The 17,058-nt window shown below is 61.9% G+C and carries 15 protein-coding genes, 1 tRNA gene and 1 pseudogene; 5 read left to right on the top strand and 12 right to left on the bottom strand.

Features of this window, described 5'->3' with window-relative positions; translation table 11 throughout:
* Positions 1 to 174 precede the first annotated feature (174 nt).
* Together NKT35_RS16895 and NKT35_RS16890 are read left to right on the top strand one after the other, a co-directional pair.
* Positions 175 to 1,080 (top strand): LysR family transcriptional regulator ArgP, encoded by a 906-nt coding sequence (locus tag NKT35_RS16895; RefSeq protein WP_254295118.1) that lies wholly within the window; start codon positions 175 to 177, stop codon positions 1,078 to 1,080.
* Between the two features lie 110 nt (positions 1,081 to 1,190).
* On the top strand, positions 1,191 to 1,631 hold the full coding sequence (locus NKT35_RS16890; protein WP_254295116.1) for a cytidine deaminase: 441 nt from the start codon (positions 1,191 to 1,193) through the stop codon (positions 1,629 to 1,631).
* Positions 1,632 to 1,705: 74 nt separating this feature from the next.
* Here NKT35_RS16890 and NKT35_RS16885 read toward each other — a convergent pair whose 3' ends face one another.
* Positions 1,706 to 2,533 carry a hypothetical protein gene (locus NKT35_RS16885; RefSeq protein ID WP_254295114.1) on the bottom strand — a complete coding sequence of 276 codons (828 nt, stop codon included), beginning with the start codon at positions 2,531 to 2,533 and terminating at the stop codon, positions 1,706 to 1,708.
* Between the two features lie 67 nt (positions 2,534 to 2,600).
* Positions 2,601 to 4,160, bottom strand: a complete 1,560-nt coding sequence (locus NKT35_RS16880) for an EAL domain-containing protein (RefSeq protein ID WP_254295105.1) — start codon at positions 4,158 to 4,160, stop codon at positions 2,601 to 2,603.
* 462 nt (positions 4,161 to 4,622) lie between these two features.
* Between NKT35_RS16880 and NKT35_RS16875 the strand changes: the two genes are divergently transcribed.
* Positions 4,623 to 5,963 (top strand): DEAD/DEAH box helicase, encoded by a 1,341-nt coding sequence (locus NKT35_RS16875; protein ID WP_254295103.1) that lies wholly within the window; start codon positions 4,623 to 4,625, stop codon positions 5,961 to 5,963.
* A gap of 100 nt (positions 5,964 to 6,063) precedes the next feature.
* Here NKT35_RS16875 and NKT35_RS16870 read toward each other — a convergent pair whose 3' ends face one another.
* Both NKT35_RS16870 and NKT35_RS16865 read right to left on the bottom strand, forming a co-directional pair.
* Positions 6,064 to 6,525: a hypothetical protein gene (locus NKT35_RS16870; protein WP_254295101.1), complete on the bottom strand. Its 462-nt coding sequence runs from the start codon at positions 6,523 to 6,525 to the stop codon at positions 6,064 to 6,066.
* A 16-nt stretch (positions 6,526 to 6,541) separates the two neighbouring features.
* The gene (locus NKT35_RS16865; RefSeq protein WP_254295099.1) at positions 6,542 to 7,609 is read right to left on the bottom strand and encodes an extracellular catalytic domain type 2 short-chain-length polyhydroxyalkanoate depolymerase; all 1,068 of its coding nucleotides are present in this window, start codon (positions 7,607 to 7,609) and stop codon (positions 6,542 to 6,544) included.
* A gap of 355 nt (positions 7,610 to 7,964) precedes the next feature.
* Between NKT35_RS16865 and NKT35_RS16860 the strand changes: the two genes are divergently transcribed.
* A tRNA-Thr gene (locus NKT35_RS16860) sits at positions 7,965 to 8,040 on the top strand.
* A 454-nt stretch (positions 8,041 to 8,494) separates the two neighbouring features.
* On the opposite strand, the gene NKT35_RS16855 is transcribed toward NKT35_RS16860, so the two are convergent.
* The 5 genes and pseudogenes from NKT35_RS16855 to NKT35_RS16835 form a co-directional block, all read right to left on the bottom strand.
* Complete coding sequence (locus tag NKT35_RS16855) at positions 8,495 to 8,890, bottom strand: hypothetical protein (protein WP_254295097.1); 396 nt, start codon at positions 8,888 to 8,890, stop codon at positions 8,495 to 8,497.
* Positions 8,891 to 8,914: 24 nt separating this feature from the next.
* A complete protein-coding gene (locus NKT35_RS16850) occupies positions 8,915 to 9,361 on the bottom strand; it encodes a surface-adhesin E family protein (RefSeq protein ID WP_254295095.1) in 447 nt (148 codons plus the stop codon).
* A gap of 48 nt (positions 9,362 to 9,409) precedes the next feature.
* A pseudogene (locus tag NKT35_RS16845) lies at positions 9,410 to 9,679 on the bottom strand (S24 family peptidase); the annotation flags it as partial.
* 21 nt (positions 9,680 to 9,700) lie between these two features.
* Entirely contained in the window at positions 9,701 to 10,066 is a 366-nt protein-coding gene (locus NKT35_RS16840; RefSeq protein ID WP_254295091.1) for a helix-turn-helix transcriptional regulator, read from the bottom strand.
* Positions 10,067 to 10,183: 117 nt separating this feature from the next.
* Positions 10,184 to 11,500: a protoporphyrinogen/coproporphyrinogen oxidase gene (locus NKT35_RS16835; protein ID WP_254295089.1), complete on the bottom strand. Its 1,317-nt coding sequence runs from the start codon at positions 11,498 to 11,500 to the stop codon at positions 10,184 to 10,186.
* Between the two features lie 228 nt (positions 11,501 to 11,728).
* Here NKT35_RS16835 and NKT35_RS16830 point away from each other — a divergent pair, with 228 nt between their 5' ends.
* A complete protein-coding gene (locus NKT35_RS16830) occupies positions 11,729 to 13,120 on the top strand; it encodes a methyl-accepting chemotaxis protein (protein ID WP_254295087.1) in 1,392 nt (463 codons plus the stop codon).
* A 114-nt stretch (positions 13,121 to 13,234) separates the two neighbouring features.
* Here NKT35_RS16830 and NKT35_RS16825 read toward each other — a convergent pair whose 3' ends face one another.
* The 3 genes from NKT35_RS16825 to NKT35_RS16815 form a co-directional block, all read right to left on the bottom strand.
* Entirely contained in the window at positions 13,235 to 15,202 is a 1,968-nt protein-coding gene (locus NKT35_RS16825; protein WP_254295085.1) for a helicase-related protein, read from the bottom strand.
* 175 nt (positions 15,203 to 15,377) lie between these two features.
* Complete coding sequence (locus tag NKT35_RS16820; RefSeq protein ID WP_254295084.1) at positions 15,378 to 16,562, bottom strand: acetyl-CoA C-acyltransferase; 1,185 nt, start codon at positions 16,560 to 16,562, stop codon at positions 15,378 to 15,380.
* Between the two features lie 9 nt (positions 16,563 to 16,571).
* Entirely contained in the window at positions 16,572 to 16,970 is a 399-nt protein-coding gene (locus tag NKT35_RS16815; protein WP_254295082.1) for a MerR family transcriptional regulator, read from the bottom strand.
* Between the last annotated feature and the right edge of the window lie 88 nt (positions 16,971 to 17,058).

The following is a 17,058-nucleotide window of genomic DNA, read 5'->3' as shown; positions in this document are numbered from 1 at the left end:
GCGCGCGCCCAAAAACTCGCCCCCTGCCCAGGAGCAGGTCTTATTCTCATTAGCAATCCGACGGCATAGCGCATCGGAGCCATGGCGAGCAACATGCCATGGCGCTGGCTTTTAAGCAAGCCTAGCATCATTATAAATTGAACTATTACTCATCAAACGTTTGAAAAATGCCGAATGCTTGATCCCAGACAATTGCAAACCCTGGCCGCCGTCGCCGAAACCGGCGGCTTCGACAAAGCCGCGAAGAAGCTGTTTCTGACGCAGTCCGCGGTTTCCCAGCGCATCCGCCAACTGGAAGAACAGCTAGGCCTGCCGGTGCTCACCCGTACCATCCCGGCCGAGCCGACCGAGGCCGGACGCCAGCTGCTCAGGCACCATCAACAATTGACGCTGATGGAGAACCAGCTGCTGCAAACGCTGACGCCCGCGAAACGCCAGCGCGAATTCACCACGCTGGCGGTGGGCGTCAACGCCGACAGCCTGGCCACCTGGTTCATGCGTTCGATAGGTCCGGCGCTGGAGGCGCAAGACATCCTGCTGGACATCACCGTGGACGATCAGGACCACACCCATGAATTGATGCGCACCGGCCACGTCATCGGCTGCGTCGGCACCCGCCCGGTGCCGATTCAAGGCGGCATCCAGCATTACCTGGGCGCCATGCGGTATTTGTGCCTGGCGACGCCGGCCTTCGCCGCCCGCTATTTTCCCAATGGCGTGGATCACGACGCCCTGGCCCGCGCGCCCAGCATCATCTTCAGCCGCAAAGACGCGGTGCAAGGCCAGTTCCTGCGCCAGGCCGCCGGCTACGATGGGCACTTCCCCTATTTCACCGTGCCGTCGGCGCAGGGCTTCGTCGAGCTGACCCGCCAGGGACTGGCCTATAGCCTGTTGCCGGAACTGATGCTGGACGATGACCTGGAACGAGGCGCCCTGCTGGATCTGTTTCCCGGCCAATTCATCGACATTCCGCTGTACTGGCACCACTGGCGAGTGGAATCGGCCTTGTCGCAAGCGCTGACCGAGGCCATGCTGGAGTATAGCGCGCAACAGTTGCGCCAGGACAAAGCGGCGCCCTGAGGCTTGGCCTGACAATCCCCACCAGAACGGCAACGGCCCCAGGAGCAAGCATTGACAAGGCTCTAAGCCTGGCGCATCATCCGTCGCCGACCTGGTTTTATGGAGGCAGCATGACCAGCAATCACAATATCCCCAGCAACGAGCAATGGGCCGAACTGGAAATGGCCGCGCGATTGGCCGCCAAACAGGCTTACGCGCCCTATAGCAAGTTCACCGTCGGCGCCGCCATCCTCGATGGCAACGGCAAAATCCACATCGGCTGCAATATCGAAAACGCGTCCTACGGCCTGAGCAACTGCGCCGAGCGCACCGCGATTTTCGCCGCGCGCGCCAATCACGGCCTGCAGGAAGCGACCGCCGTCTGCATCTACACGCCCACCGCCAAGCCCACGCCGCCCTGCGGCGCCTGCCGCCAGGTGCTGAACGAATTCGGGCCCGGCATGCGCGTGCGCGCCATCTGCGACGGCGATGAAATGATAGACACCACGCTGGACGTGCTGCTGCCCGGCGCTTTCGGCCCCAAGAACCTGCAGGAAGCGGCCAAGAGCTAAACCGCTCCCCGCCATGAAAAACGCCCCGCCGGCAATGCCGCGGGGCGTTTCTTATTGGCGAAGCCAAACCGGCGTCAGCGCGGCGCCACCCATACCAGGCGCGAATGCGCCTTGTCTTCGCCGAAAGACTGGCGACGCCAATAACCCTGGCTGCCGTAGTCAGCGTCAGCGGCCAGATCGGCCACCTTGGCGAAGGTCACCTCGCCAAAGCCGGCCTTCAGCAACTGGCTGCGGCCTTTCTGGCGGGTCTTGACGCAAGTCGGGTGCATGGCGGCCTCAGTCCAGACCGCCGGCGCGGCGGCTTCCCAACGGCGCTCCAGCTCCAGCTTGGGCTGGGTCATCATCGCCAGGCCATTGAGCACCGCCGACAGCAGCGCGCTCCACTCCTGGGACACCGCCTCCAGCTGCGCGGCCAGTTCGCCCGGATACTCCACCCGAGCCACCTCCACCTGATCGGCAGCCTGCAGCCAGTTCACGCCGTCCGGCGCGAAGCCCATGCGCACCATGGTGATCAGCAACGCCTTGCGCTCAGGCTGATGCACCAGGAAGGCGCCGCCCTCGCCCGGCACATGCAGGAAGAAGGCGTCGGCGGGCAGATTCAAGGTGTCCGGCAGATTGCCCGGCTGGCGGGTATGCGACAAAGCGCGGGCCAAGCCATTGTCCAGATGCGAAATCACCCGGCCGTGGCGGACGAAATGCCCCCAGGCCTCGGCCAGGGCCAGTTCGCACACAATGGTGGACTGAGGAATCTGGAATACTTGCGCGGCGCGCTCAAGCTCGCGCTTGATCACGTCCTTCATCTGCGCCCTCGCCTCGGCGGCTTGCGCCGCCTGGCCATAAAGCTGCCCCACACGCTTGGCCCAAGGCCGGGTGGCGGCATAGCGCTGAACGGCATACTCCATTCCACTCTTTCCTTTAACGCGAAAAAAGGCGGCATTGTAGCAAAAGCGGCGGCCCCGCCCAAGCCGGCTAGCCGGCGGCGCGGCCATTGCTCGCGTCGCCCGGCTCATTTCTCCTGCGTTTGGACGAGCGCCGGTCCTCGATGATGCCGGAGTAGAGCCACTGCCGAAAATGGTTCAGCGCCATCGGCTTGCCGAAATAAAAACCCTGCAGATATTCAAAGCCGCGGACATTGAGGTAATTCTGCTGCCCCTGCGTTTCCACGCCCTTGACGATCACTTTCGCGCCCAGCTCGCTGGACGACAACAACAGGCCATCCAGCACATTGCCGCGCAGGCAGTCATGGCCCAGCGCCGACACATAGCCCTTCTCCACCTTTAAATAGTCGAAGCCCCAGCGCTGCAAATAGGCCTTGTCGGCATAACCGGCGCCGAAATCATCCAAGGCCAGCCGCACGCCCTTCTTGCGCAGACGCCGTATCACTTCTTGCGCGCCGGAGTCTTCCCGCAAGGGCGCGCGCTCCGACACCTCCAGCACCAGCAAGGCCTGTTTCTCCCGCAACATGGCCAGCATGTCCCGGCAATCCGCCTCCAGCTCCGGCATGGCCAGATGCTCGCTGGCGATATTGACGCACACCATGAAGCCGGGCGGCATCACCACCTGTTTCAGTTCGCCCACCACCCGGCCTAATAGATAGCGGGTCAAGGGCACGATCAGCCCGGCGTCGATGGCGGTTTGGATGAACAAGTCGGAGCGGACGTTGCCTTGCACCGGATGCTTCCAGCGCGCCAGCACCTCCACGCCCACGCACTCCCCGCTGGCGGCGGTGACGATGGGCTGATAATGGGCGAAGAACTCCTGGTGCCGTATGCCTTCCAGAATCTCCCAGTCGCTGGCATTGCGCACCCCGGCGCTGCGCAACAGCCAGGAAGCCGCCTGCGCGCCGATCAGCAAGGCCAGCAGCAAGACATCCCAGCGCGCGGCCAAGCCCGTCAGCAAGATGCCGATGGAGACGGAGCGCCCCCACACGGCCACCTCGCCAAGCGACGACGGCGAGCGCGCCAAAAGCTGCTCATCGCTCGCCGCAAGCAAGCCATCCGCGCTCAGCGCCTGCCCATTCAGCCGCAGGCTCAGGCTCGCGCCAAACTGACGCGATTGGCGCAGCAAGGCCAAGGCCCAATCCGTCTCCACGCCCAGCTCCGCTCCACCTCGCCGCAGCGTCAAAACAGGCGAGCCCGCGCCATGCGCCTGCAAGCTCATGCCCATGGGAGCGGCGGGATCCGACGCGCAGCCGGCCATGCCGCCATCGCGCCTTGCTGCATATCGGACATGCGGAGTCTCCCGCACGATGGCCGCCAATTCCTCCCCTGCCCGCTCGCACATCGGAGCATCCATCGAGACCGCGGAGATTCTATTCAAGGCGGCGGACGCCGGGGACAATTGCTCGACAAACAGCGCAGACAGCCACTCCGCCTCCGCTTCGCGCTTGCCGCTTTCGCTCAGCCAGATCTGCAGGCACAAAGCCAAGGCGGCCATCGCCAGGCACGCCGACATCGCCAGCCCGTACACCAGGCCTGGCGGCATCTGCAATGCCCGCCGCGACAGCCATTGCCCCAGCATTCTGATCATCGTTTACGCCCTGCCACTCAAAGCTTGCGCTATAGTCCAGTGTAGCGTTCACAGCCTGGATCGCCAGCCGTCGCAAAGCCGCCCATTCCGACCCATTCAACGTCTTTTCCAGGGCGCTCCAAACCGGTATTTTCAAGACAGCAAAGATCAAGCCGCCAACAATCAAACACTTACCCGCCCTATTTTACAAAAACAGTTGCCACTGCTGTTTATTTAACGTATAGTCCGGCCTCTTGTATTTTCACCGGGCAAACCCACACCACGCCTCTTGCCCGAGTGTGTTCTTCATCGTCCCTGACCATTTTCAGGCTTCGTCCATGCAATGTCGTCGTATAGATCCGACTGGACCGCTGTTCGCCGCTTGCCAGGTTAGTGCCGATGATTTGCGGCCTAGAAGGCGCCGCATAACCGCCACGTACCTGGCTTAAGCATTGCCGGCCACAGCCGGCCTGAAAGGACATCATGACGTTCTCCGACCTGGGCATCGCCCCGACCATCCTGCGCGCGCTGGAAGCCGCCGGCTATCAGAACCCCACCCCGGTTCAAGCCGAAGCCGTGCCCGCCGCCATCGCTGGCCGCGACCTGCTGGTTTCCGCTCAAACCGGTAGCGGCAAAACCGCCGCCTTCCTGCTGCCGGCGCTGACCAAGCTGTCGGAACGCTCCACCATGAAGGGCATCGGCCCCCGAGTGCTGGTGCTGTGCCCGACCCGCGAACTGGCGCAACAGGTTGAGAAGAATGCCCTGGAATACGCCAAGGACCTGCGCTGGATGAAGACTGCCTGCCTGGTGGGCGGCTCCTCCTTCGGTTACCAGATCCGCGCCCTGTCGCGCCCGATCGACCTGATCGTGGCCACCCCGGGCCGCCTGATGGACCACATGCGCTCCGGCCGCATCGACTTCTCGCGCCTGGAAATGCTGGTGCTGGACGAAGCCGACCGCATGCTGGACATGGGCTTCATCGACGATATCGAAGCCATCGTCAAGGCCACCCCGGAATCGCGCCAGACCGTGCTGTTCTCCGCCACCCTGGACGGCATCGTGGGCCGCCTGGCTGAGCAGATGACTCGCGATCCGCAGCGCATCGAAATCGCCCGCACCGAAACCACCGGCAGCATCGAAGAGCACCTGCTGTACGCGGACGACCTGAATCACAAGCACCGCCTGCTGGATCACATCCTGAAGGAATCCGGTTTCGACCAGTGCGTGATCTTCTCCGCCACCAAGGCTTACACCGAAGAGCTGGCCGACAAGCTGTCCGACCAGGGCTACTCCGCCGCCTGCCTGCACGGCGACATGCCGCAAAGCTGGCGTAACCGCACCCTGAACGACCTGCGCCGCGGCCGTATCAAGGTGCTGGTAGCCACCGACGTGGCCGCCCGCGGCATCGACGTGCCGACCATCACCCACGTGGTGAACTTCGACCTGCCGAAGCAAGCCGAAGACTACGTGCACCGCATCGGCCGTACCGGCCGCGCCGGCCGCGACGGCACCGCCATCACCCTGGCCGAAGCCAAGGAATTCCACAAGGTGCGCCGCATCGAGCAATACCTGAAGCGCCAGATCACCGAAGGCGTGATCGAAGGCATGGAGCCGACCCGTCGCCCGCCGAAAGGCCCGCGCCGCAACGGCAAGCCGGGTGGCTACGGTGATCGCCGCAATGCCGGTGGCAACGGCAACAGCCGCGGCGGCTACGGCAACAACCGTCGCGAAGGCGGCTATCAAGGCCAGCGCCGCGAAGGCGGTTACCAAGGCAAGCGCGGTCCCGGCCAGGACAGCCGCGGCCCGCGCGCCAGGGCCGAGTAATCCCCGCCATCCGCAAGGATAAGCGCCAAAAAGCCGCGAGCATGCTCGCGGCTTTTTTCATAGCCTCCGGCTCAAAACCAGCCGACTCCCGCCAAGCCGCTCAGACAGCCGGCGCCGCGCCCTCAGGCTGCAATTGCAAATGCGCCCAATAAGCGTAATTGACCTGAAAGTTTTCCAGCAGATCGGACAGATTGATCCAGTGATTGCCTTGCAGCTGGATCGCGCGCATCACCAGATCCACCTCCTGCTCCGCCAGCTTGGAAAGCGTGTTCGCCTGCTGCAACTGCGGAAAGCGTTGCAGCCAGACCGCCCAGCTGTTCAATAGATTGCCATACTCCTCCACCAGCTTCTGGTGGGCGGAGAACTGCAGCTGCACCAGGCTTTGCCAGGTTTCCGCCTCGTGCGCCACCGGCAACAGGCCAAGCGTGGCCTGCCAATTTTGCAAAGCGCGGACAGCCTGGTTGCTCAGCGCGTTGCCCGCCTTGCCGCCGGACAGAAACGGCAGGTAGCGAGCCTCCAGCGCCGCGGAAAGGCTGCGAACGGAATCATCGGTATTAGACATGTTTGCTCCCTCGAATTTAGCCGCCCAGGCGACGCAACATGGCGTGCACGGCCTGGATCTGCAGCGCGTTTTGCGAGAAATAATCCGGATGCTCCGGCGTCTCGCTGGTATAACCCCACCAATCCCAGCAACCATCCGGATTCTGCGCCGTGCTGTCGTCCGTGCCCTGGGCTTGCGGATACAGCACGATGATATTGTTGCTGTCGGCGATGTTGTTGTAACCGGTCGTGGTCAGATAACGATTGCCGTACGGCGGCTGGCCGCTGGTTTCGGCGTGGCCGAAAGAATAATCCACGTAGTTGTAACCTTGCTTGCAGCCATGCAACGCGATATGCACCCTGGCCTCGGCCTGCCCGTCCGCCACCGCCTGCGGCACATAGGCGTAACCAAAACGGCTCATGCTGGTGCGCGGATTGCCGCCAAAGAATTCGGTCTGATCGAAGCGCAGTATCTGGCCGCTCAAACGCTCCGCCGGCGGATTCAGATCCGGATAGATGTGCTTGAGAATGCGATGCGACTGCATGAAGCCGCCATTGTTCAGATAAGGCGGCATATTGGTATCCAGCGGCGAATCCTCCGGATTGTCGGTGATCAGCGAATGGCCGGCCGGCAGCTGGTCATGATAGGCAATCCGCTCATCCGCCACGCCCAGCAAACGGTACATCTCGCGCGCCTGCGCCACCACCGACGACTGCACCACATTATCCCGGCTGCCGGTAAATATATAGACGCGCTGCCTGGCGACATGGCTCAACGGATCGATCAAGCGATCCCGCTCGGCCTCGCGCGCCAACATCACCGAACGCCGCGCATCCGGCGCCAGATCCGGCGTCAGCGGCGCCATGCACAGCTGCAAGGCATTAAGCTCGAAGGCATCCTCAGCCAGCGCCGCCGAGCCGCGGAAGGTTTCGACGCCGCGATACGGTCCGCCCGCCACCACCCCCGCGCCAATGAAGCTGGCCGAATGCGCGAGATGCAACTGCACCGTCATGAATGCTCCGGACGACAAGCCGGAAACCGAACTATGGCCTTTCGCCACCTTGTACTGCCCCAGCTGAACAATCTCCGACGAAAAGGTCGGCATGGCGATACTCCTTTTTAGTCAATGGATTGAAGCGAACAGCGGGCACATTGCCAGCGATTTTATTGACGAAAGGATGAAGACTGGCAGAAAGGACGGGCGAGCCTCATACCGGGCTCAAGCAAATTGAAGCCGCCCCAGCCCACAGCAGAACCGATGCCTGCCGGGTTTGCACCCAGAGCCAAGACGCAACCAAGCTACGGCCTATCGACAGCAAAGCATCACAGCAAGCCAATGATTTAATTGCAATAATTTTCTGACGAATCAGTTAATGGCCGATGCAATGCCATTGGCGCAAAAAAAATCAAAATCAACTATTGCGAAAATCAAAAATCCAAAGCATAATGCACACCTCTTCGCCGGTGTAGCTCAGTTGGTAGAGCACCTGACTTGTAATCAGGGGGTCGCGAGTTCGATTCCTGCCGCCGGCACCAACACCCATTCCTAGGCAAGCCTAGGGATACCCAAAAAGCCCGTAAGCACTAAGTGCTGCGGGCTTTTTGCTTCCAAAGCCTACCTAACGATTCCGGTAGCTTCCAAAAGAAAACAGGGGTATATTTTGGGGTATATCGCCAGTTCTATATTGGAGATACCCCATGTCTCTATCCGCGCAAGAAGTGAAGAACTTCAAGCCCTCCAGCAAGCTCGCCAAAAAGGCGGACAGCAGAGGGGGCGGTTGTGGATATTTCCCAATGGGTCAAAAATATCCAATAAGGCCGAGTGACCTGTGCTCCTTAGATGAGAGCGGACATTGAGTGTGAACGTATCACTGGGCCAGCAGATTGCCTGCGCGGGCAAAACGAAGAAGAACCCGCTGAGGCGGGTCTATTTGTGGGGCGCTGGTTCAGGCATAGCAGACATCCTATAATCTGAAAGAGGCTGGCGGGGTCAAGGTACTTTCTTGCACGCGATAACCATCGACCTCTCTTGGGTGTGGAAAGATCCGCCGCCGATGCTGGCTGAGTTTGAATTTGCTGACCCGACGACAACAGTGCTGGAGCTATCCTCTCCAGTTCTGTCCAGAATGTCATATCCGGCCTCTTTGCACATTTCGCCCGCAGCGGCATAGCATTTATCCCACCCTCTTGCGGCTCCGCTGCAGTTCAGGCTATAAGCCTTTCTGCCGTCTGCGGCATAGGTCTCATGTACGGTTGCACATCCGGTCATCATGACAACGCAGAGTGCAGCAGGAATTGCTAGGCGCATTTTGGAGTCTCCTGCGATGATCAACTGCGCCCAGCCCATTGGCTGGTGGTTTTCTGGAAATATTCCTGCAGATTTCATCCAGAATTCAACGTGAATATAAACTCACAGATCTGTACTCTTGTGTGGAGTATCAGCTTGATTGCTGAGCTGCTTCCTTTTACCTGTGGCCTTACACAGCCTGTCGCGGACTGCTTCCGCAATAGAATCAGGAGAAATGGCGGTATAATTAGTTTTCATCGAGAAACTACAAGACACCTCTCCCAAGTGAGTCAACTGTATTAAATCACTTGATGCAATTGTATTGTTTATGCAATCTATATACCATATAATTTTCTCTTCAGAATAAATCTTGTTATAGCACAGCTCGCTAGGCTTATCATCTTGATATACTGTTTTCACCCATGCCTTCACCCCTCCTTTATAATATCGAATACTTGAATTATCTAAATATATCTGCCCATTATCCGCAGAGGTTGTGACCAGATCCCAGTCCGATGCAATAGCATTAAAAGATGCAATTACAAATAACGCACCAATAATATTTTTCATATATACCCTATCGAATAAGTACAAAATCGTAGGAAATAAACACCACCGCTAGCAGCAACCACTTACCCAATAATTTTCCACTACTCCATTTCCCACTGGCACCGTGCAATCTGGATAGCGGGCCTTATCCGGATTATCGATAACGATACGCACACTACCAACTTCCTTGAACAGCCGTTTGACAAAAACCTCATTATCCAGAGCGATGGCGTAAACCTTACCGTCAATGATGTTCGTGTTTTGGAAGTAGTCCACCGCAATGTTGTCATCATCCTGCAGGCGAGGCTCCATGCTACGGCCCCGCACTACCATGGTAGCCGCACAATCATGATGAGCCGCCTACTTCTGCGTAAACGCCTGGCGCAGTCCGTTCTCACCAACATGCCAAACCACCGAGCCGTCACCGGCTGACAGCTTCACTTCGGGCGCAGGCAGAAAGACATATCTTTCCTCGTCGAGCTCTTCTTTATTGCTCCAGACCGCGATAGAACGCAACAGTGCCGGCTGCTCAGATTGATCAAAAAATTGTGCGTTGATAGTCACACCAAGAGCATCAGCAACTATGCACTGACTCTCGGCCCCTCTTGGCATGGTCTTGCCGGCCTCCCATTGCAGATATGCCTGTGCGATCACGCCGGCAAGCTTTGCAACCTCAAGCCCAGTCAAACCCCTACTGGCCCTGGCTTTACGCAAACCCGCCGACATTTGCACTGCCCCAGCTAGCCTTGCAACATCAAACGCCGATACAAACCATGGCGAGCCGGCGGAAACCAAGACCAGATTTACTCAAAACGCGCGTCAAAATTAACTTGAAGTAAACAATCAATCCTCAGCTATTTTCTCCAAATGCCCCGCCGCCCACACCCCAGTCTCCGCCGCCCCATCGGTCCAGGGCGAGCTCAGGTAGTCGCCGGCCAGCACCACTCTTCGCTCGGCGGGGAGCGTTGAGCGGTATTCCGCGATAGCCGCCGCCCGCCCCACTTTCGACAGCGGCTCGGCCGCGGCCCAGCGCTGGACATGGGTGCGGACCACCGCGCTGCCGACGCCTGGAAGCCAGCTTTCCAATTCCGCCAGGATGTCCGCGACGACTGCCTCATCGTCCAGCCCCATCAGGCTCGAAACCGCTTCGCTTCCCAGCATGATGGAAACCACCTCGCCGTTCCCCTTGCCCAGGCCGCGCCCGCTTTCAAACGTCAACGACGCGATGCGCCCGCCTTCGGATGGGGCCAACAGGCAGCCATAGACCTCCCTTAACGCTTCCGGCGGCTGCCAGGCCGGCTCCATGCCCAGGGCGATGTGCAGGGTCGGGGCGTATTCGGTGGCGAGCAGCCGCTCCTCCGCCTTGCTGGGCGCAGCCAATATGCCCTTGGCGATATGCGCCGGCACGGCAAGCACCGCCGCGTCTGCCTTCCATTCCTTGCCGCCCGCGCGCGCGCTCACGCCCTCCTCCGCCAGCGACAAGCTATCCACCGGCATGCCGTAGCGCACATCCAGCCGCGCCGCCAAGGCCTCAGGCAATGACTGCCAGCCGCCGGCAACCGCCAGATTATCGCTGCCGCCGAACGCCATCATCGCCGCCACCAGGGCCAAGGACGCGCCACCCAGCCGGTGAAAGTACAAGCCATGCACCATGGGCTCGATGAAATGGGCCGCGGCGGCATGGCCCAGCTTGTCGCGGCACCATGCGTCCGCCTCGATATCGTCCATGTCGCTGAAATCGGCCAGGCGACTCGGATTTCTTCCCCGCGAGCGCCACGCCAGCGCGGCAGCGCCGCTGCCCAGCCGCAGGAATTCGCCCCATGTCAGCATGCCGCTGCTCAGCGGCGTCCACGGCCGGCGCGCGTGGACGCGGTACAAACGCTTTCCTCTTTGCATCGCCGCGTAGGCGGACAAAGGCCGAACGTGCGCCGCCATGTCCGCCTCTTGAAACAACAATGGCAGATAGCGATAAGCCGATGATGGGAATTGCGCCCCCAGCTCTATTGAATGGCCGTGGAATTCCATGCTTTTGATGCGCCCCCCGGGACGATCCCCCGCTTCCAGAACCGTCACGGCGAAACCGCGCTGCCGCAGTTTCCAGGCCGCGGTCAAACCGGCGATGCCCGCGCCGACGACAATGATGTGCTTTGGCGTTTCCATATTCCCTCTTCCGCATGACGCATTCACGCTTTGACGCAAACCAAACAAGGCCTACTCCCTTTCCACTGCCATTTATCAGCGGCGTAGCATAGGAAAATCAGAAGACGCTGATGAGCGCTAATCATGCCGATTCAAGAACAATGGCGCCCGCAACTACGATAATGGCATAATCGCTATTCTAAACCGATTACCCCAGGCCGTCGAAGAACGGTTGGCAGGAGAAATGATATGTTCGTCACCGCTCGCAAATTGACCAAGTTCTTGAAACCGCTGGCGGAAGCCACCCGCGATGGCGTGGACCTGACCGTCACGCTGGACGAGCGCGGCAATCTGTCCTGGGCGGCGCAGCGCATCAAAGGCTTGCTGCAGAGCTTTCACGCCGCCTTGATCAAGATCGCCGGCACCGCCATCTTGCTGTCGCAGCAGGCTCCGGAGCTGGCGCGGCTGTCCCGGCTGATGGAAGAGCGCTCCCAGGGGCAGCAGCGCAGCGCCGAAGGCATAGCGGAAGCCAGCCGCACCCTGGCAGACACGGTCAGTTCCATTACCCAAAGCGCCGGCGAAGCGGCGGCGTTTTCGCGCCAGGTGGCCGACGCCACCCGCAGCGCCAACGACAACGACCAGCAAAGCCGGCAGCAGATCCAGGCCATAGGCGACAGCACCCGCGCGCTGGAGCAGCAAATGAACTTGCTGAAAGACAGCTCGGCCTCGATCAGCGAAGTGGTGGAGTTGATCAAGAATATCGCCGACCGCACCCGCCTGCTGTCGCTGAACGCCGCCATCGAGGCGGCCCGCGCCGGCGAACAAGGCCGCGGCTTCGGCGTGGTGGCCGACGAGGTCCGTAAGTTGGCGGACCAGACCATGGACGCCACCCAGAACGTGGAAACGCTGCTGGCCGCCATCCAACAGCAGGTGGCCTCCTCCAGCCAAACCATGGCCGACATGTCCGAACAAGTCAGCGCCGGCATCGCCGTCTCGCAAGCGGCCGGCGAATCGATAGAAACCGCCTCGCGCGATATCGGCACGCTGATCGAGCATGTCCACGCCATCGCCGAAGCCAGCAACGAGCAAAACGACAAGGTCTTGGCCATCGCCAACCAGATCGGCAATGTGGTGGAGAATTCCCAGCAGCAATTGGCGGACGCCCGCGAGTTGGCCGAGCGCGCCGGACAGGTCAGCGAAAAATGCGACGAGCTGCTGACTGAAGTCGGAGAGTTCCGTTTCGAAGGCCACCGCCGCATGCGCGAGCGGGTGCAGGACGCCATCAGCCAATGGAAGCTGGACCGGCTGGACCCGGACGATCTGGACCGCAAGCTGGTGGAGCTCTACCGCAGCGAATCCTCGTTCGAGATGCTGTGCATCACCGACAGCCGCGGCCGGCAGATCAGCTCCGATGTGGAGTCCGGCCAGGTCCACTCCGGCGGGCGCAAGAACAATTGGGGCGACCGCCGCTGGTTCCAGGAGCCGGCGCGCAAGCTGCGGCTCTATGTCTCCGACCTGTACCGCTCGGTGGACACCAACCAGTATTGCTTCACCATAGGCACGCCGCTATTCGACACCCGCGGCCAATTGCTGGGGGTGATGAGCGCGGATGTGCGCTTCAATCACATCGTAGAGAGCTGAGGCGGCGGCCCAAAGCTGGCGTGTCTGGCCGATGGGTGGCGTGCCTGGCCGATGGCTGGCGAATGGCGTATCTGCGATGACGGCGGATCGTCCCTCCGGGGCATCCGCCCTACGTCAAGCCTTGCCGCCCTTGTAGCCGCCCTTGCCGAAGCCGGGCTTGCGGCGCGGCGGCGCGTCGCCGCGGCGGCTCTTGCGCTTCTGCGCGTTCTGCACTTGCAGCAAGGCGTCGATGCGTTCCGAGGTGCTTTGCATCAGCAACTGCGCCATTTCGCCGTCCGGGAAGGTGTCGGGCAGGCGGTAGCCCAGCCAGGCGTAGGCGGCGTAGAGCTTGCAGCTGTCTTCCAGATATTGCAGCTCGTTGCGGCCGCCGGTGCCCATCATGCGCAGCAGCGGCGCGGCCTTGCGGCGCGCGTGCTGTTCCGCCCAGTCGTGCAGGGCGTTTTCCAGCATCGGAATCTTGGTCGAAATCGGGCACAGGCTGAAAGTGAAACGGTCGGCCAGGGTCAGCGGCAAGGCATCCAGCCATTCCGCCTTCTCCATTTGATCGGACAGGTTGGCCGGCAGGAAGAATTCATCGTGCACATTGATGTGCTTGGCGAACAGCCCCAGCAAGGCCTTGAGCTTGGCCTCGCCCGTCGCTTGCGAGATGGCCTCCAGATACTTCAGGCTGGGCGCGACGAAGAAGCCGTTGTTCGGCAGCGGCTCGGCCTTTTGCCGCAGCAGCGCGCCTATGGTTTTGTGGGTCAGACCGTCGAAACCGGCCACATAGCCGGTTTCATGCTTGCCGAAGCGCCCTGCCCGGCCGGCGATCTGCTTGGCCAGCGGAGCGGAGATGATGCCCTCGGCGTAGCCGTCCCACTTGCTGGCGGTGGTGAAGATGATGCGCCGCGCCGGCGTGTTCAAGCCCATGCCGATGGCGTCGGTGGCCACCACCACCTGGGTTTCGCCGGCGACGAAGCGTTCGGCCTGCGCCTGGCGCACTTCCGGCGACAGATTGCCATAAATGGCCGACACGCTCAGCCCCTGCTCAATCACCTTGTCGCGCCAGTTCAGCACTTCGCGGCGCGAGAAAGCGATCAGCACGTCGCCGGGCTTCAAATTCTTCAGCGACAGCAGCGGCGCCTTGTCCATCTGTAGCGCGGTCTTGCGCTCCAGCGTGCGCACTTCCAGCGTGCCGCCGACGCGCGCCACCAGCGATTCGATCGCCTCGCGCGATTCCGGCGCGCCGACCAGATAAATGGTTTGCGCCGGCACGCCGCAGACAGCGGCGGTCCAGGCCGCGCCGCGGTCCGGATCGTCCAAGAGCTGGATTTCGTCGATGACCGCCACTTCCACCTGCCGCTCAGGATTCAGCATTTCCACGGTGCTGGCCACGTGGGTGGCCTCCGGGTGCAGCTTGCGCTGCTCGCCGGTGATCAGGCTCACCGCCACGCCGGCCTCTTGCAGCCGGGTGTAGTTTTCCAATGCCAGCAGCCGCAGCGGCGCCAGGTAGACGCCGCTCTTGGCTTTTTGCAGATGCTCCATCGCCGCGTGGGTCTTGCCGGAATTGGTCGGCCCCAGTACCGCGATGAAGTGGCGCTGCATCGCATAAGCGGTGGCGAAGGATTCCGGATAGCGCGACAGATTGACCGCGTCGCGGGTCTTGGCGGCGGCCTTGTCGGCGCTCTGGCGGCTGCGCGCGGCGGCTACCCGGTCCAAGGCGATGGTGCAGCGCACCTTGGCGCGCTCGTACTTGGCCATGAAGGCGCTGAGCGCACGCAGCGGCTCGATGCCATCCACCGCAAACACCTCGCGCGCGCAGGCGATCAGCTGCGCCTCCATTTTCAGCCGCGCTGCCTCGTTCCAGCGCTCCTTGACCAAGGCCAGCCGGTCTTCCGGCGACAGCTTGCGCCATTTGCCGCTCTTGCCCAGGAAACCCTCGTCCGGCACCAGGTGGTAAGGGACGCGGTGGCCCTCCAGTTCCAGCTCGCCATGCACCGACACCGCGTGGCTGCCCTCGGTGGTGACGATGGTGGCCTGGTGCTCGGCCAGGTAATCGTCCAGCTGGATTTCAGCCGGCAGGGCGTCGGTGGATTCGGTCATGGCGTCTATCGTATTTCTTGTGCTAAAGGCGGGCGATGATAAAGCAGCGGGCGGCCGCGCGCCAGCATCGCGCGCCCTTATCAAAATCCGCCATGCGGCGCGGCAAAGCAAGGCGTAAAAAGCAAACAGGCCGCCGGATCGCGCCGACGGCCCGCCGATCAGCCTGTCAAGCGGCTCAGATCAGCTCCACCGCCAGCGCGGTGGCCTCGCCGCCGCCTATGCACAGGCTGGCCACGCCGCGCTTGCCGCCGTATTGGCGCAGCGCGGACAGCAGCGAAATCACGATGCGGGCGCCGGATGCGCCTATCGGATGGCCCAGCGCGCAGGCGCCGCCGTGCACATTCACCTTGTCATGCGGCAGCTTCAGGTCGTGCATCGCCGCCATCGTCACCACGGCGAAGGCTTCGTTGATCTCGTACAGGTCCACCTCGCCAGCCTTCCAGCCGGTCTTGGCCAACAGCTTTTCGATGGCATGCACCGGCGCGGTGGTGAACCAGCCCGGCTCGTGCGCGAAACTGCTGTGGCCGACCACGCGGGCGATGGGCTTGAGGCCGCGCTTGGCCGCCTCGGCCGCCGTCATCAACACCAGCGCCGCGCCGCCATCGGAAATGGAGCTGGAATTGGCCGGGGTGACGGTGCCGTCTTTCTTGAACGCCGGCTTCAGCGTGGGGATCTTGTCCAGCTTGGCCTTCAGCGGCTGCTCGTCGGTGTCCACCACCGTTTCGCCGCCGCGGCCGGGCACCGCCACCGCAGCGATCTCGTCCTTGAAGCGGCCTGCGGTGATGGCTTTTTGCGCGCGGGTCAGCGAGGCGATGGCGAATTCGTCCTGATCCTGGCGGCTGAAGCCGTATTTCTCGGCGCACTGCTCGGCGAACACGCCCATCAGCGTGCCTTTCTGGTAAGCGTCTTCCAGGCCGTCCAGGAACATATGGTCCTTGATTTCGCCATGTCCCAGCCGCAAGCCGCCGCGCGCCTTGGGCATCAGATAGGGCGCGTTGCTCATGCTTTCCATGCCGCCGGCCACCACCACTTCGCCGTTGCCGGCCAGCAACTGGTCATGCGCCAGCATGATGGCCTTCATGCCCGAGCCGCACATCTTGTTGATGGTGGTACATGGCGTGGCTTGCGGCAGGCCGCCGCCCAGCGCCGCCTGGCGCGCCGGCGCCTGGCCCTGGCCGGCCGGCAGCACGCAGCCCATGATCACTTCGTCCACGTCTCCGGCGGCGACGCCGGCGCGCTCTACCGCGGCGCGGATGGCCGCAGCGCCCAGCTGGCTGGCGGTCAAGCCGGCAAGATCGCCCTGGAAGCCGCCCATGGGCGTGCGCGCCATGCCGACAATCACGATTTCCTGTTGTTGCATCACAGCTCCTTATGCTTGGTTGTGGCCGTTGGCGCGTTTGCCCAGCGATTTTTCGCATTGGCCGCGCAACTGGCCGATTTCGGTCAGCACCACCTTGATGTCTTCCATCTGCTCCAGCAGTTGCTGCTCCTTGCGCGCCAGGATGCGGATGAATTCCTGCAATTGCTGGGCGTCGTCATGGTCCGCGTCGTACAGCGCGAACAGCTCGCGGATCTCTTGCAAGGACAAGCCTATGCGTTTGCCGCGCAGGATCAGCATCAGCCGCACGCGGTCGCGCCGGCTGTAGATGCGGCGCTGCCCCTGCCTGGCCGGCTCCAGCAAACCCTGGTCTTCATAGAAGCGGATCGCCCGCGTGGTGATGTCGAACTCCTGCGAGAGTTCGGTAATGCTGTATGCCTGCTCCGCCATGCCCTTCTGCCTCCTTCGCCGGCGCGGGCCAAACGCGCCACAGTCCGGCTTGTCCCATGCATTGTCTGTTGACGTTGACGTAAACGTC

The sequence above is a fragment of the Chromobacterium sp. IIBBL 290-4 genome (assembly GCF_024207115.1).
Lineage (GTDB): Bacteria > Pseudomonadota > Gammaproteobacteria > Burkholderiales > Chromobacteriaceae > Chromobacterium.
The sequence above is the reverse complement of the archived record's forward strand: the minus strand, read 5'-3'. Positions and strand labels throughout refer to the sequence as shown.